The sequence below is a fragment of the Sphingomonas degradans genome (assembly GCF_053502645.1).
In genome coordinates this window covers 1,607,299-1,621,104 of sequence record NZ_CP177172.1, presented here as the reverse complement: position 1 = coordinate 1,621,104, position 13,806 = coordinate 1,607,299, and the positions used below count along the sequence as shown (strand labels likewise).

The following is a 13,806-nucleotide window of genomic DNA, read 5'->3' as shown; positions in this document are numbered from 1 at the left end:
GGATCAGCGCAGGCGTACGCCGATCAGCTTCCACCCCAGCCCGTGCAGCCCGAACACGAGTTCGGTGCCGGTGCCATTGTCGTCGCGCGGCTCGAGCGCGAAGCGGGTCAGCGTCTCGCGGCGGACGGTCATCTTGCCCGCATCCAGCCCCATCGTCCGTTGCGGGCCGCTATTGTCCTCTGCCGTCGGCGAGGTGGCGAAGATGATCCGCATCCCCTCTGGCGTTACGGCGGCATCGACCAGCGGATCGCCGAAGCGATCGGCGACCATCCGGGCGAGCCCGCCCAGCCCGCCCTCGCGCTGATCGGCGACGCGGGCGCGCAACTGCTGCTTCAGGCTGGCGCGCACGGCGGGGTAATCGACATGCGCCGACAAGGTGCCCAGATCGCGGGCGTCGGCGGCCTTTTTGAGCTGCCACAGCGTGACATAGGGCGAGCCCCAGGCCCAGCCGAGCACCAGCACCCCGAGCGCGGCCAGCGCGATCGTCCAGCGCTTCATGCCGAGACCCCGCGCGCGCGCAGTGCCGCCAGCGCCTGGTCGGCCCAGTGATACATGTCGGCATCGGCGGCGCGCTGCTGCCGGTCGAGCCGCTTCTTGCGCGCCTCGACTTCCTCCAGCACGGCCAGCGCCTTGCGGTCCCAGCCTTCCGCCAGCAGCAGCGCGGCGTAGCGGCAGCGCGCCTCTTCGCCGGGCATACGCGTCACGATATCGGCATAAAGCGACAGCGCCTCGTCCTTGCGGCCGACATGGTCGAGCACGCGGGCGCGCAGCAGCGCCTGGCGATCCTTTTCGCTCTGGACGGTGGGTTCGGGCAGCACGTCGAGCAGCGCGAGCGCTTCGGGTGCCTGCCCGACTTCGAACAGCGATGCGGCGAGCTTGCTCTGGGTGCGGACATCGACATCGCCAACGGTCATGCGGATGCTGTCGCGATAATAGGAAATGGCCTGGTCATGGCGACCCAACGCAGCGAGCGCGTCTGCGATCCGCAGCCGGTTCGCGGCGGTGTCGGCCAGATCGAGTGCATCGCGCGCGGCGCGCAGGTCGCGCTCCGGGTCGAGCCGCGCCACGGCCTGCGCCCGCACGGTGCGGACATGGCGATTGCCGCCCAGCCCGGGCAGGATCTCGACCACGAAATAGGCGAGCGCGCTGACCACCGGCAGGAAGATCAGCGCGCTCAGCCACAGCTGGTTGCGGCCATGCCGCATGAGATGGACGATGCAGAGCACCTGCAGCCCGATGACGAGGAGATAGGGCATCAGGCGGCTGCGGGCTTGGGGGCTGCGGTCGTCTCGGTCGCCACCGCGCGCGCCTTGCGGACGCTTTCGACGACGAAGCCCTTGCGCCACAGGATCCAGAGCAGGACCATGCCGGGCAGCGCGATCACGCTGGTCATCACCCAGAAGCCGACCCAGCCCAGATCCTCGGCCAAAATGCCCGCCGGGCTCGACAGCCAGGTGCGCCCCACCCCCGCCAGCGACGAGAGCAGTGCGAACTGGGTGGCGGTGTAGGCAAGGCTCGACAGGCCGGAGAGATAGGTCACGAAGATCGTCAGCCCCAGCCCGCTCGTCACCTGTTCGGTGGCGACTGCGATCGTCAGCCACAGCGTCGAATGCCCCTGCGACGCGAGCACCGCGAAGGTCAGGTTGCTGACCATCATCAGCAGCCCCGACACGAACAGCGCCCGCCCCATGCCGAGCCATGCGAGCAAAGGCGCCGACAGCGCAGTGCCGACGATCAGGCCCCAGAACCCCACGACCTTGTTGATCGCGATGAATTCGGTGTCGGAAAACCCCAGCTCGACGATCATCGGGTTGAGCATCGCCTGCCCCATCGCGTCGCCCAGCTTGTACACCAGCACGAACAACAGGATCAGCAGCGCGCCGCGCCGCTTGAGGAATTCGCGGAACGGGCCGATCACGGTCGTTTCCAGCCATTGTCCGGCGGACTGGCGCGGCTCGTCGCGCAGCACCTGGTCGTGCAGCCCGCGCCCGGCCCACAAGGCTGCCAGCGCGCCGGGAAGAACGCAGAAGCCGGTCAGGCCATAGGCCATCGCCCAGCCCAGCCCCAATCCTTCGGAAGAAGCCAGCGCGATCGTGCCCACCCCCGCGAAGAACGCGCCCAGGCGATAGCCGAACTGGTTGTTCGCCGTGCCGTGCGCCAGCTCGTCCTCGGGGAGGATTTCGATGCGATAGGCGTCGATGACGATGTCCTGCGTCGCGCCGAGGAACGACGTGGCGATTGCCCAGAAGGCGAATACGCCAAGGTGCATCTCGGGCTGGCTCGCGCCGAGCATCCACACGCTGACGAACAGCAGCGTCTGCACGGTGAAAAGCCACGCACGCCGCTGGCCGAACAGGCCGGTCAGCACCGGGATCTTGAGCCGGTCGACCAGCGGCGCCCACAGGAATTTGAGCGTATAGGGCGTGGTGAGCCCGATCGCGAAGCCGATGGTCTTCTTGTCGATCCCTACCTTCGCCAGCCAGAAGGTCATGGTGCCGAGCAGCAGCGCCAGCGGAAAGCCGCTGGAAATCCCCAGCAACAGCGCGGCGATCGGGCGCGGCCGGAAATAGGGGGCCATGGTGGCGCCGAATCCGCCCCTTGTGCCCTCTTCCAAAATACGCTGGCCTTCCATCCCTTGCTCCCCTGGCGTGATCGCGCGACACTAGCTGAAAAGTCGAGGAGAGGAAGGATGAACGCGCCCACCATGGGCCAGCTTGCGCTGGCCCGCGCGCTTGCCGGTGGCGGGGCCCCGGAAGGCGGCGCAATCGCGCATGTTGATGCCGCTGCCTATACCAGCCCGCAGCGCTTTGCCGAGGAGCAGGCGCGCATCTTTGACCGCGTGCCGATCGCCATTGCCCCGTCCGCACTGTTGCCGCGTCCCAATATGGCGGTGCCGCATGACGGCTTTGGCAAGCCGCTGCTGATCGCCCGCGACAAGGCGGGCACGGCGCACGTTTTCCTGAACGTATGCCGCCATCGCGGCACGCGGCTGGTGGAGGGGTGCGAGGCGGTCAGCGCGCCGCGGCTGGTGTGTCCCTATCACGCCTGGAGCTATGCGCTCGACGGGCGGCTGGTCGGCGTGCCGCGCGCGGACACGTTTCCGGGGCTCGACAAGGCGGCGTTCGGGCTCAAGCGGCTGGCGACGCGCGAGGCCGGCGGGCTGATCTGGTTCAGCTTCGATGCCGACGCCGATTTCGCCGAGGCGGAGACGCTGGCGCAGGATTTCGCGGCGTTCGACCTGGGCGGCCAGCATCTGTTCCGGCGGCGCACCCATAGCGTCAACGCCAACTGGAAGCTGGTGATGGACGCATTCCTGGAGGGCTATCACATCCAGCGGCTCCACGCCGACTCGATCGCGCCGTTCTTTCAGGACGGGATTTCCGCCGCCGACACGATCGGCCCGCACCAGCGATCGGCGGTCGGGCGCGAAGCCGCGCTGGCGGCGCTGGGATCGAACGACTGGCCCACGCTCCGCGCCGCGATTACCTATACCTACCAGATGTTTCCGGGGACGGTACTGGTGGTCAGCCCCGACTATATCAACCTGATGGTGCTGATGCCGCAGGGCGTCGACCGCGTGCTGGTGGAGGATTTCATGCTCATCCCCGAGCCCCCCGCCACCGACAAGGCGCGGGCGCATTGGGAGCGGAGCTGGTCGCTGCTCGACGGCGGCGTCTTTGCGGGCGAGGATTTCCGGGCGTGCGAACTGGGGCAGCAGGGGCTGGCTTCGGGCGCGATCGACCGGGTTACGCTGGGGACGCTGGAACTGGGCATAAGGCGGTTTCACGACGCGGTCGAAGCAATGCTCCGGACAAGCACGGAACGGACAAGTCACGAATAAGCGCCGGGTCCCCCGCTGGATATGGTGCCCCCATCACTTTCGGGGATTGCCGCCATGTCTGTTCATCCCGTTTTCCAGAAGCTGCTCGAAGAACCCGATGCACAGGATGTGCGTCGCGATGTGGGCCTGCTGGTCGCGCTGGGCTTTTCCGGTGTGTTCTGGGGGCTGGTCGCCGCCGCCTTCGTGCTGCTTTGACGATCAGGCTGCCGAGCGGAACAGGCTGAAGCTGGTCGGCAGCTTCCTGGGCGATTGCCCGGCGATCACCGCTTCGATCGCGAGGATCGCCGCCAGCAGATCGCGTTGCGGATAGGGTTTCGCCAGACAGCCCGCCGCGAGTTTCCTTGCCTCACCGGGGCAGTTGCCGGTGACGAACAGCACCTGGACGCCGCGTTCGTTGGCCGCGCGCGCGACATCCACGCCGCTGCCATCGGACAGGTTGACGTCGAGCAGCACCAGATCGGGCATGTCGAACCCGGCGATATTCTCCAGTGCATGAGCCACCGAATCAACGGTGCCCGCAATTTCGAATCCCTCGGCTCGCAGAAAATGCTCGGTGTCGAACGCCACCAGCGGCTCGTCCTCGACGATCAATACCCGCTCGATCAAACGCTTCTTCTTACCGAACAACATCGATCCGCCTTCACTCGCACAAGGGGCGCACCGCCCCCATTCACCTCGTAACGCGCGAAATCCCTTTCAGCGCCGCAATATTTTTTGCTCGACCCGCCAATATCGCTATAGCGCCGCAGTGTCCGCGTCCAAACAATCCGAACCGCAGCGTATCGCAAAGCTGCTCGCCCGTGCAGGAATCGCGTCGCGTCGCGAGATCGAGCGCATGATCGCCGATGGCCGCATCGCGCTCAACGGGGTTCCGCTCGATACCCCCGCGACCGTGCTGACTTCGCTCGACGGGGTCACCGTCGACGGTCTACCCGTGGAGGCGCCCACCGCGGCGCGGCTGTTCCGCTATCACAAGCCCGCCGGCGTGCTGACCGCCGAGCGCGATTTCACCGGGCGCCCGACCATCTATGACCGGATGCCCGAGGGGCTGCCCCGCGTCATGCCGGTGGGCCGACTCGACCTGAATACCGAGGGGCTGTTGCTCCTCACCACCGATGGCGAGTTGAAGCGCGCGCTGGAACTGCCCGCGAGCGGCGTCGAGCGCACCTATCGCGCGCGCGCCTATGGCCAGGTGAGCCAGGAGCAGCTCGAGGATCTGATGCTCGGCATCGAGATCGACGGCGTGCGCTATGGCTCGATCAACGCCAATATCGAGCGGCGGACCGGCGCCAATCTGTGGATCGAAATGACCCTGACCGAGGGCAAGAACCGCGAAGTGCGGCGCGTGCTCGAGCATCTGGGGCTCCAGGTCAGCCGGCTGATCCGCACGCGCTATGGCCCCTTCTACCTGAGCGACCTGCCGCCGGGCGATGTCGACGAGATCCGCCAGAGCGACCTGGCGACGTTCCGCACCGTGCTGAGCAAGCCGGGCGGCGGCAAGGCGGCGTCCAACCTGCAATTCGCAGTGCGCGCCCGCGTCGTCGAGCAGCGCCCGCGTCCTGAGCCGGTCGAGGCGCCGCGCGGTGCCCGCCCCGGTGCGGTCGAGCCAGATCGTCCGCGTTCGCGTGCCACTGCCCCCGTCGCAGCGCGCCCGCGCCTGCCCCGCGCCGAGCCGGTCGAGCCGGAGGCGCCCCGTCGTGGCCGCCCCGCCCCCGCCGAGCAGCCGCCGCGCCCCACCGGCTTTGGCGGCCGGGCGCGTGCGCGCCACGCGATGCGCCAGGCGCAGGCAAAGGCCGAGGCGGAGACGCCGCGTAGCGCCCAGGCCGTGCGGCCCGAGCGCGCGCCGCAGGACGCTGGACGCCGCGAACGCGCACCCCAGTTCACTCCGCGCACGACGCCGGGCGCCAAGCGCGGCCCCGATCGCCGCGCCCAGGGCGATGTCGCCAATCCCGCGCGCGCCGCCCGTGCCCGCGCGCACCGCGACTCGCAGGAGCCGCGCGCCGGCGACCTCGTCGATCGGCCGCGCCCGCCGCGCCCGACCGGCGGCAAGCCCCGCAGCGGCGGCCCCTCGGGCGGTCGCGGCAAAGCCAATGGCCCCTCGCGGCCCCCGAAGAGCAGGAAGTAAATGCGCATCATCGCTGGCACCTGGCGCGGCCGCCCGCTTGTCGCCCCCAAGGGCGAAACCACGCGTCCCACGGCGGACCGGATGCGCGAGGCGTTGTTCTCGATGCTCGCCAGCCGGCTGGGCAGTTTCGAGGGGCTGGCGGTTGCCGACCTGTTCGCCGGATCGGGCGCGCTGGGGCTGGAGGCGCTGTCGCGCGGCGCCGCGTCGTGCCTGTTCGTCGAGCAGGACCGCGCCGCGCTTGATGCACTAAAGACCAATATCGCCAAGCTGGGCGCGACCGGCGCCGATGTGCGCCCCACCTCTGTCATGGCGATGGGCGCGGCGGTGAAGCCGCTCGACGTGATCCTGATGGACCCGCCCTATGGCACCGGCGCGGGCGCGGTGGCGCTCGACAAGCTGGGGCGGCTGGGCTGGATCGGCCCCGCCACCTGGATCAGCGTGGAGACGGCAAAGGCCGAGGAACTCGATGTCGCCGGCTATGTCGCCGACGCCACGCGCGTGCACGGCAAGGCGCGGCTGACGCTGCTCCGCGCGGCCTAAAGCGGCAGGTCGACGGCGGCGGCGCGCGCGTTGCGAGCGGTCAGCGCCAGTCCCGCCAGGCTGAGCGCCCCCGCGCCCGCGAGGTACAGCCCCACGAGCAGCAATCCGCCGCGCTGGACCAGCGTCTCGGCGATGAAGGGCGTCAGCCCGCCACCGATGATCCCGCCCAGGTTGAACGCCACCGACACGCCGGTATAGCGCACCCGCGCCGGGAACAGGCTGGGCAGCCATCCGCCGAGCGGGCCATAGACGAAGCCCATGACGAACAGCCCCACTGCCAGCCAGGCGAACAGCAGCCAGGGCGATGCCGGTGCGATCATCCCTGTCATTGCCAGCCCCACCGGCAAGGTCGCGATACAGCCCAGCGCCAGCACGGGCCGCGCGCCGATCCAGTCGGCATACAGCCCGGCAAGGCCGATCCCCGCCGCCATGAACAGGATCGCCCCCAGCTCGATCGCCAGGAACGCCTCGCGGCCATAGCCCAGCGTCTTGGTGCCATAGCCGATGATGAACACCGTCGCGATATAGAACAGCGCGAAGCACGCGACGGTGCCGACCGTCCCCGCCAGCGTGGGCAGCCAATGGGCGCGCAGCAACTCGCCCAGCGGCACGCGCGGCGGCGGCGCGGCGTGCTGTGCCTCGACGAACGCGGGCGTCTCGGTCAGCGTGACGCGCACCCACAGGCCAAGGGCGACCAGCAGCGCGCTGGCCAGGAAAGGCAGCCGCCAGCCCCATTCGCGGAACTGGTCCTCGGACAACAGCGCCCCCAGCACCAGGAAGAACCCGTTGGCGAAGATGAACCCCACCGGCGCACCCAGCGGCGGGAAGCTGCCATAGCGATAGGCCCATCCCGGCGGGGCATTCTCCACCGCCAGCAACGACGCGCCGCCCCACTCCCCGCCCAGCCCCAGCCCCTGGCCGAAGCGGAGCACGCACAGCAGCACCGGCGCGACCCAGCCGAGCATCGCATAGCCCGGCAGGAACGCGATGAGCACGGTCGACAGCCCCATGAGCATCAGCGAAGCGACCAGCGTCGATTTCCGCCCCATGCGATCGCCGAAATGGCCGAACACCAGCCCGCCCAGCGGTCGCGCGAAGAACGCGACGCTGAAGCTGGCATAGGACATAAGCTGCTGGAGCGCGGGATCGTGGGAGGGGAAGAACAGCGCCGGGAACACCAGCGCCGCCGCCGTCGCATAGATATAGAAATCGTAGAACTCCACCGACGTGCCCACCAGGCTGGCGAACAGGATGCGGCGATGCGATGCGGGCGCGGCGGCAGTGGTGGCGGTCATGAAATCCCCTCGGCGGCTCTGGTCGTCGCTGGCATCGCGCGGGTCAACCCCGTTTGCCGCTACGGCAGCGTCCGTTCATCGAACCGACAGTTTCGGCGCGGTATCGAAACCGCACAGAGGATGCGTCGAAAGGGACCAGAGCGATGCAGCAATCCGTAGCGCGCCGCTATCTGAACGCGGCGATCTTTGCGCTCCTGTCGGGGATCGCGGTGGCGATGTGGAACCCGATGGACGACGTAAAGGCCAGCCTGCGCAGCGACGGCCATGGCCTCAAGACCAGCCTGGAACTGGCGATCCACGACATCACCGAGTGCGACGGACAGGTTTAGCGCGTCGCGTTCACAATTACGCCGTCGCCCTGAACTTGTTTCAGGGCCCAACCCTCCACGGGCGAGAACATTGCCGCTTGCCCGTTGGATGCTGAAACAAGTTCAGCATGACGGAGGGGAGGAGGCGCGGTCACTCCCCCGCCCCGCCTCAGCCGAGATGGAACATCTCGACGGCGTGGAGCATCAGCCAGTAGAGCCCGCCCGACAGCGCCATCGCCGCCGGCAGCGTGAGCAGCCATGCCGCCGCGAGCTGCAGGATCGTGCGACGCTGCACCCCCGCCCCGCTGGCGACCGATGCGCCCGCGACGCCCGACGACAGGATGTGCGTGGTCGACACCGGCAGGCCGAAGCGGTCGGCGGCCAGGATCGTGCCGGCCGCGACCAGCTCGGCGGTGGCGCCCATGCCATAGGTCATGTGCGTCTTGCCGATGCGTTCGCCCACGGTGACGACGATGCGCTTCCATCCGATCATCGTGCCGAGCCCGAGCGCGATCGCCACGACGATCTTCACCCAAAGCGGGATGAAGCGCGTGCCGGCCTCCAGCTTGGCCTGATAGTCCTTGATCGCCTTGCCCTCTGCCTCGGTAAAGGCGCCGGGGGACTTGAGCGCGAGCTTGGTGCTGTCGAGCACGAGGTACATGTCGTTGCGGACGTTGGTGGTCGCCTCGGCCGGGACGGCGCTGAGCGAACCATAGCCCTCGACCTGCGCGGTCAGGTCCTTGGACAGGCTTTCGAGCGCGCCATAGACCTGCGGGCCCTCGGCCTTGCGGTTCTGGAGCGCCTGGGTGAGCACCGCGCGGGCGGCGGGGGCGTCCATGTCGGGGCCGCCCTTCGCATCGAACGCGGCAGTCGCGACATTCGCGGTCTGGACGAAGGCGGGCGTCGCGCTGGCCGGCAGGGTGCGGTTGAGCGCATAGGCGGTCGGGGCGCAGCCGATCAGGATCAGCATGATGAGCCCCATGCCCTTCTGCCCGTCGTTCGAGCCATGGCTGAACGAAACGGCAGTGCAGGTGAAGATCAGCAGCGCGCGAATGCCCTTGGGCGGCGCCTTGTTCTCGGCAGGTGGGCTGTAGAGTTCGGGATTGCGGACCAGCATCCGCATGACGAGCAGGAGCAGCAGCGCCGCGCCGAAGCCGATCAGCGGCGCCATCCACAGCCCGGTCAGCACCTTCTGCGCCTGCGCCCAGTCGACGCCGGCGGTGCCGCCGCGCGAGCCCGCCTGGAGCAGCTGGTTGGCGAGGCCGACGCCCAGCACCGAGCCGATCAGCGTGTGCGACGAGCTGTTGGGCAGGCCGACATACCAGGTCGCGAGGTTCCACAGCACGGCGGCGAGCAGCAGCGCGAAGATCATCGCGAAGCCGGCGGCGCTGCCGACGTTGAGGATCAGATCGACCGGCAGCAGCGTGATGATCGAATAGGCGACCGCGCCAGACGATGCCATCACACCAACGAAATTGAAGAAGCCCGACCACACCACGGCAAAATGCGCGGGCATCGAATTGGTGTAGATCACCGTCGCGACCGCATTGGCGGTATCGTGGAAGCCGTTCACGAATTCAAAGCCGAGCGCGATCACGAGCGCCAGCGCGAGGAACGCGAAGGCCCCCACCGCCAGCTGCTCACCAGCCACCTGCGTGTCGGTCAACACGCTCCAGCCGGCAAAGGCCAGCCCGCCCAGCAGGATCACTGCGAACAGAAGCTTGGCGAGGGGGTGGGTCCGATATTCGAATCGGTTGCCCCGTGGCGTTTCAGCCTTCGGGGCCTGGTCCATTGCTAAGGTGGCCATGATGCCGCGCCTGTGGGCGCGGACTGTGACAATGTGATGACAAACAGGTTACAGCCGGGCGGGACGCGCTCAAAAACTGAGCTGCACGAACAGGCGCGGGCCCGATTTCGCGCCCTGTCCCTTGAGCCGCTGGAGCCAGGCGAGGCCGATCTCGACATCGCCGCCCCGCGCCTGCACCGTAAGGCTGGGGCCGGCATAATGCTCGGCCGCAGGCGCGAGTTCCGCGCTGCCCGACAGGCGCGCGAGCCGGCCCGACGCCTCGGCCCCCAGCCAGACCCCGCCCGCCAGCGACCGCTGTGCCGACACGGCATAGGCGATGCCGGTGCCGCGCCCGCCGTCCGAGTCGCGGGCATGGCGCAGGATCGGGTCGAGTTGCACCCACCAGCGCTTGCCCCGCCGCTCGATCAATCCGCGCAGTTCGAGTTCGCGCAAGCGCCCGCCCGCGCCGAGCATCGCCTGCCCGCCGATGCCCAGCCCCAGCGGCGCGCGGTCGGGATCGGTGAAGCGCACCAGCGCCACCGCGCCCGCTTCCTCGACGCGCCCGTCTTCCATTTCGACTTCGCCGCCCAGCGCGAAGTGGCGGGAGACGCCTATCAGCGCTTCGAAAGCGGTGCCGCCCGGGCCGGTGAAGACTTCCGCCTGAATCTCCCCCGCATCGGGCTCGATCTGGTCGAGCTGCTCGACCTGCGCATAGGCAGGCAAGGCGAACATCAATACAACAGGCAGCAGGAGCAGGCGCATTACTGCACTATAGCGAAGTTTATCCGCAGGTCGTACGGGTGATCTTGGTTACTGCGCCGCTTGCATCCTTTTCCTCTACCCGGCCCGGTTCGCATTTGGCGTGCGGCTGCTTCGCCTGATCGGTACGCCACGCGACAAATGCCGCAGTGATGGCGATGGCGAGCACGATGCCCAGCCGCAACTTCCTGTTTCCCCAGCGCATCGGGCTGTTCTCCTTCGGCGCTCCTATTGCCGCGCGGCGATGGCGGAAGCAACTTGCCCCGCGCGCCCGCGTTCCCTACCTGTTCGCCAATGACTCTTCCCGCGCCCTCCCCTGACGAACCGCCCTACCTCCAAGGGTTGAACGCGCCGCAGCGCGACGCCGTGCTGACGACCGAGGGGCCCGTGCTGGTGCTGGCGGGCGCGGGCACCGGCAAGACGGCGGCGCTGACCGCGCGGCTCGCGCACCTGTTGTGGACGCGCAAGGCGTATCCGTCGGAGATCCTGTCGGTCACTTTCACCAACAAGGCGGCGCGCGAAATGCGCGAGCGCGTGGGCCGTCTGGTTGGCGATGCGGTGGAGGGGATGCCGTGGCTCGGCACGTTCCACGCGATCGGGGCCAAGATGCTGCGGCGTCATGCCGAGCTGGTGGGGTTGCAGAGCAATTTCACCATCCTCGACACCGACGACCAGCTGCGGCTGCTCAAGCAGCTTATCGCCGCCGCCGATCTCGACGAGAAGCGATGGCCCGCGCGGTCGCTGGCCGGGCTGATCGACCAGTGGAAGAACAAGGGGCTGACGCCCAAGGACATCGACGCCGGCCAGTCCGAGCTGTACGCCAATGGCAAGGGACAGGCGCTCTACGCGCTGTACCAGGACCGGCTGCGCACGCTGAACGCCTGCGACTTCGGCGACCTGCTGCTCCATATGCTGACGATCCTGCGCACCGACCGCGAGGTGCTGCACCATTATCAGCAGCGCTTCCGCTACATCATGGTCGACGAGTATCAGGATACCAACAGCGTCCAGTATCTTTGGCTCCGGCTGCTGGCGCAGGAGCGCAAGAACCTGTGCTGCGTCGGCGACGACGACCAGTCGATCTATTCGTGGCGCGGCGCGCAGGTGGAAAATATCCTGAAGTTCGAAAAGGACTTCCCCGGCGCCAAGGTCATCCGGCTGGAGCAGAATTACCGATCGACTCCGCACATCCTGGGCGCAGCATCGGGCGTGATCGCCAACAATGGCGGGCGGCTGGGCAAGACGCTGTGGACCGAGAAGGACGTAGGCGAGAAGGTCAAGGTGCTCGGCGTGTGGGACGGGCCCGAAGAGGCGCGGCGCGTGGGCGAGGAGATCGAGGCGCTCCAGCGCGGCGGCATGAGCCTGGACGCCACCGCGATCCTGGTGCGCGCGCAGCACCAGACGCGCGAGTTCGAGGACCGCTTTATCGCGATCGGCCTGCCCTATCGCATCATCGGCGGCTTTCGTTTCTATGAGCGGCAGGAAATCCGTGACGCGCTGGCCTATCTGCGCGTGGTGGCGCAGCCTTCGGACGATCTGGCGTTCGAGCGGATCGTCAACACGCCCAAGCGCGGGCTGGGCGACAAGGCGCTGGCCAAGGTCCACCAGTTCGCCCGCGCCGCCGGGCTGCCGCTGACGAGCGCCGCCGCGCGCATCCTGGATACCGACGAGATGACGCCGCAGGCACGCCGGGCGATGGGCAATCTGATCGGCGACATCGCCCGCTGGCGCAGCATGGGCGACACGCTGCAGCACCCCGACCTCGCGCGGATCATCCTGGATGAGAGCGGCTATACCGCGATGTGGCAGGCCGATCGCACCGCCGAGGCGGCGGGGCGGCTGGAAAACCTCAACGAACTCGTCCGCGCGATGGAGGAATATGACAGCCTGACCGCGTTCCTCGAACATGTGAGCCTGGTCATGGACAATGAGGGCTCCGCCGAGGAGCCAAAGGTGACGATCATGACGATCCACGCCGCCAAGGGACTGGAATTCGACACTGCGTTCCTGGTGGGATGGGAGGAAGGCGTGTTCCCCTCGCAGCGCGCGCTGGACGAGGGCGGGCTCGCCAGCCTGGAGGAGGAACGCCGCCTCGCCTATGTCGCGATCACGCGCGCGCGGCGGCAGGCGACGATCCTCCACGCCGCCAATCGCCGCATCTATGGCCAGTGGACGAGCAGCCTGCCCAGCCGCTTCATCGCCGAACTGCCCGAAGAGCATATCGCGCAGGAAAACTCGATGCAGGGCGGCGCATCGCTGTGGCGCGCGAACTGGAGCGACCGCGCCGATCCGTTCGAGGATGTCGGGCGCGGCACCGGGCGCGGCCCGGGGTGGCAGCGCGCGGCGGGGGTGGATCCCAAGAACCCCGGCGGCGGCTTCACCAACCGGACTTTCACGCGGGAAGCCCCGCGCGTGCTGGAAAGCCGCGCCTCGGCGGTCAGCTTCGGCGCCAAGCCGCGCAGCGACCTGTCGCTGGGGATGCGCGTGTTCCACCAGAAATTCGGCTATGGCCTGATCGCCGAGATCGAGGGCAACAAGCTGGAGATCGATTTCGAGACCGCCGGGCGCAAGCGCGTGATGGACAGTTTCGTGAGCCTCAGTTGAACGCGCCGCTGGTCTTTTACCCGGCGGACATCGCCGTGCGGACGCAGCGGTTGCTGGCGGGCGCCGGTGGTGCGGCGGCGGCGCTGTTCCTGTGGTTGGCGCTGCGTTCGTCGAGCGATCCGCTGGTCTGGAAGCTCGCATGGGCGGCACTCGCGGTCGCCGGGGCGTGCGCGGCGGGCGTGTGCAACCGCGCCGCCCGGCGCGTGGCGGATGCACGCCGCAACCGCGAGCCGCAGCTGGTGATCGACGATTTCGGGATCACGCTGCGCGGCGATTTCCGCTGGCAGCCGACGCGCATCGCCTGGTCGCGGATCGAGGCGATCAGCGCCGTGCCCGACGACAAGGGGCTGTCGATCGTGATCGAGGGAACGCTCAAGCCCTTTGGCTCGCTGGTCGATGTGCGAGTCGCGGGTGATCACGATGCCGACGCGATCGAACAGCAATTGGCGCGCTTCACCCCCCGGTTGGGCAGGACACACGGCGCCTGAACCAGCCCCGCGATGGCACCGGCTGCCGCAAAGGGTGTAACGTTTCGGGGCAGGCAACGG

Annotated in this window: 15 protein-coding genes; 7 read left to right on the top strand and 8 right to left on the bottom strand. The window is 68.4% G+C overall.

Features of this window, described 5'->3' with window-relative positions; genetic code table 11:
• Window positions 1-3: 3 nt before the first annotated feature.
• From ACG3SL_RS07300 to ACG3SL_RS07290, 3 genes are read right to left on the bottom strand one after another with little or no spacing between them, the layout of a single operon-like run.
• Window positions 4-498 carry a DUF2939 domain-containing protein gene (locus tag ACG3SL_RS07300; protein ID WP_448664476.1) on the bottom strand — a complete coding sequence of 165 codons (495 nt, stop codon included), beginning with the start codon at window positions 496-498 and terminating at the stop codon, window positions 4-6.
• A complete protein-coding gene (locus tag ACG3SL_RS07295; protein WP_448664474.1) occupies window positions 495-1,256 on the bottom strand; it encodes a tetratricopeptide repeat protein in 762 nt (253 codons plus the stop codon). The genes ACG3SL_RS07300 and ACG3SL_RS07295 overlap by 4 nt, the downstream gene beginning before the upstream one ends.
• Entirely contained in the window at window positions 1,256-2,578 is a 1,323-nt protein-coding gene (locus tag ACG3SL_RS07290) for an AmpG family muropeptide MFS transporter (protein ID WP_448664473.1), read from the bottom strand. The genes ACG3SL_RS07295 and ACG3SL_RS07290 overlap by 1 nt, the downstream gene beginning before the upstream one ends.
• A 111-nt stretch (window positions 2,579-2,689) precedes the next feature.
• Here ACG3SL_RS07290 and ACG3SL_RS07285 point away from each other — a divergent pair, with 111 nt between their 5' ends.
• Entirely contained in the window at window positions 2,690-3,841 is a 1,152-nt protein-coding gene (locus ACG3SL_RS07285; protein ID WP_448664472.1) for an aromatic ring-hydroxylating oxygenase subunit alpha, read from the top strand.
• A gap of 54 nt (window positions 3,842-3,895) precedes the next feature.
• Window positions 3,896-4,036 carry a hypothetical protein gene (locus ACG3SL_RS07280; protein WP_448664471.1) on the top strand — a complete coding sequence of 47 codons (141 nt, stop codon included), beginning with the start codon at window positions 3,896-3,898 and terminating at the stop codon, window positions 4,034-4,036.
• A 3-nt stretch (window positions 4,037-4,039) separates the two neighbouring features.
• On the opposite strand, the gene ACG3SL_RS07275 is transcribed toward ACG3SL_RS07280, so the two are convergent.
• Window positions 4,040-4,471, bottom strand: coding sequence for a response regulator (locus tag ACG3SL_RS07275; protein ID WP_448664470.1), 432 nt, complete (start codon window positions 4,469-4,471; stop codon window positions 4,040-4,042).
• 205 nt (window positions 4,472-4,676) lie between these two features.
• On the opposite strand from ACG3SL_RS07275, the gene ACG3SL_RS07270 reads away from it, so the two are divergent.
• Together ACG3SL_RS07270 and rsmD are read left to right on the top strand one after the other, a co-directional pair.
• Window positions 4,677-5,966 carry a pseudouridine synthase gene (locus ACG3SL_RS07270; protein WP_448665088.1) on the top strand — a complete coding sequence of 430 codons (1,290 nt, stop codon included), beginning with the start codon at window positions 4,677-4,679 and terminating at the stop codon, window positions 5,964-5,966.
• A complete protein-coding gene (rsmD, locus tag ACG3SL_RS07265; RefSeq protein ID WP_448664469.1) occupies window positions 5,967-6,506 on the top strand; it encodes a 16S rRNA (guanine(966)-N(2))-methyltransferase RsmD in 540 nt (179 codons plus the stop codon).
• Here the strand turns inward: rsmD and ACG3SL_RS07260 are convergent.
• A complete protein-coding gene (locus tag ACG3SL_RS07260) occupies window positions 6,503-7,801 on the bottom strand; it encodes an MFS transporter (RefSeq protein ID WP_448664468.1) in 1,299 nt (432 codons plus the stop codon). The two genes, rsmD and ACG3SL_RS07260, sit on opposite strands and share 4 nt — an antisense overlap.
• Before the next feature lie 143 nt (window positions 7,802-7,944).
• Between ACG3SL_RS07260 and ACG3SL_RS07255 the strand changes: the two genes are divergently transcribed.
• Window positions 7,945-8,130, top strand: a complete 186-nt coding sequence (locus tag ACG3SL_RS07255) for a hypothetical protein (RefSeq protein ID WP_448664467.1) — start codon at window positions 7,945-7,947, stop codon at window positions 8,128-8,130.
• 148 nt (window positions 8,131-8,278) lie between these two features.
• On the opposite strand, the gene ACG3SL_RS07250 is transcribed toward ACG3SL_RS07255, so the two are convergent.
• From ACG3SL_RS07250 to ACG3SL_RS07240, 3 genes are all read right to left on the bottom strand, one after another.
• Entirely contained in the window at window positions 8,279-9,916 is a 1,638-nt protein-coding gene (locus ACG3SL_RS07250) for an inorganic phosphate transporter (protein ID WP_448664466.1), read from the bottom strand.
• A gap of 69 nt (window positions 9,917-9,985) precedes the next feature.
• Window positions 9,986-10,657, bottom strand: a complete 672-nt coding sequence (locus tag ACG3SL_RS07245) for a hypothetical protein (protein ID WP_448664465.1) — start codon at window positions 10,655-10,657, stop codon at window positions 9,986-9,988.
• 19 nt (window positions 10,658-10,676) lie between these two features.
• Window positions 10,677-10,859 carry a hypothetical protein gene (locus tag ACG3SL_RS07240; RefSeq protein WP_448664464.1) on the bottom strand — a complete coding sequence of 61 codons (183 nt, stop codon included), beginning with the start codon at window positions 10,857-10,859 and terminating at the stop codon, window positions 10,677-10,679.
• Window positions 10,860-10,948: 89 nt separating this feature from the next.
• Between ACG3SL_RS07240 and ACG3SL_RS07235 the strand changes: the two genes are divergently transcribed.
• Together ACG3SL_RS07235 and ACG3SL_RS07230 are read left to right on the top strand one after the other, a co-directional pair.
• Window positions 10,949-13,258, top strand: coding sequence for an ATP-dependent helicase (locus ACG3SL_RS07235; RefSeq protein ID WP_448664463.1), 2,310 nt, complete (start codon window positions 10,949-10,951; stop codon window positions 13,256-13,258).
• A complete protein-coding gene (locus ACG3SL_RS07230; protein WP_448664462.1) occupies window positions 13,255-13,746 on the top strand; it encodes a hypothetical protein in 492 nt (163 codons plus the stop codon). Before ACG3SL_RS07235 ends, ACG3SL_RS07230 begins: the two co-directional genes overlap by 4 nt.
• The last annotated feature ends 60 nt before the right edge of the window (window positions 13,747-13,806 follow it).

What these genes read in the sequence shown, in the direction of transcription:
- ACG3SL_RS07240 (WP_448664464.1), bottom strand. Translation starts at nt 10,859, where the DNA reads ATGCGCTGGGGAAACAGGAAGTTGCGGCTGGGCATCGTGCTCGCCATC.
- ACG3SL_RS07285 (WP_448664472.1), top strand. Translation starts at nt 2,690, where the DNA reads ATGAACGCGCCCACCATGGGCCAGCTTGCGCTGGCCCGCGCGCTTGCC.
- ACG3SL_RS07250 (WP_448664466.1), bottom strand. Translation starts at nt 9,916, where the DNA reads ATGGCCACCTTAGCAATGGACCAGGCCCCGAAGGCTGAAACGCCACGG.
- ACG3SL_RS07260 (WP_448664468.1), bottom strand. Translation starts at nt 7,801, where the DNA reads ATGACCGCCACCACTGCCGCCGCGCCCGCATCGCATCGCCGCATCCTG.
- ACG3SL_RS07245 (WP_448664465.1), bottom strand. Translation starts at nt 10,657, where the DNA reads ATGCGCCTGCTCCTGCTGCCTGTTGTATTGATGTTCGCCTTGCCTGCC.
- ACG3SL_RS07280 (WP_448664471.1), top strand. Translation starts at nt 3,896, where the DNA reads ATGTCTGTTCATCCCGTTTTCCAGAAGCTGCTCGAAGAACCCGATGCA.
- ACG3SL_RS07295 (WP_448664474.1), bottom strand. Translation starts at nt 1,256, where the DNA reads ATGCCCTATCTCCTCGTCATCGGGCTGCAGGTGCTCTGCATCGTCCAT.
- ACG3SL_RS07290 (WP_448664473.1), bottom strand. Translation starts at nt 2,578, where the DNA reads ATGGCCCCCTATTTCCGGCCGCGCCCGATCGCCGCGCTGTTGCTGGGG.
- ACG3SL_RS07235 (WP_448664463.1), top strand. Translation starts at nt 10,949, where the DNA reads ATGACTCTTCCCGCGCCCTCCCCTGACGAACCGCCCTACCTCCAAGGG.
- ACG3SL_RS07275 (WP_448664470.1), bottom strand. Translation starts at nt 4,471, where the DNA reads ATGTTGTTCGGTAAGAAGAAGCGTTTGATCGAGCGGGTATTGATCGTC.
- rsmD (WP_448664469.1), top strand. Translation starts at nt 5,967, where the DNA reads ATGCGCATCATCGCTGGCACCTGGCGCGGCCGCCCGCTTGTCGCCCCC.
- ACG3SL_RS07270 (WP_448665088.1), top strand. Translation starts at nt 4,677, where the DNA reads ATGATCGCCGATGGCCGCATCGCGCTCAACGGGGTTCCGCTCGATACC.
- ACG3SL_RS07300 (WP_448664476.1), bottom strand. Translation starts at nt 498, where the DNA reads ATGAAGCGCTGGACGATCGCGCTGGCCGCGCTCGGGGTGCTGGTGCTC.
- ACG3SL_RS07255 (WP_448664467.1), top strand. Translation starts at nt 7,945, where the DNA reads ATGCAGCAATCCGTAGCGCGCCGCTATCTGAACGCGGCGATCTTTGCG.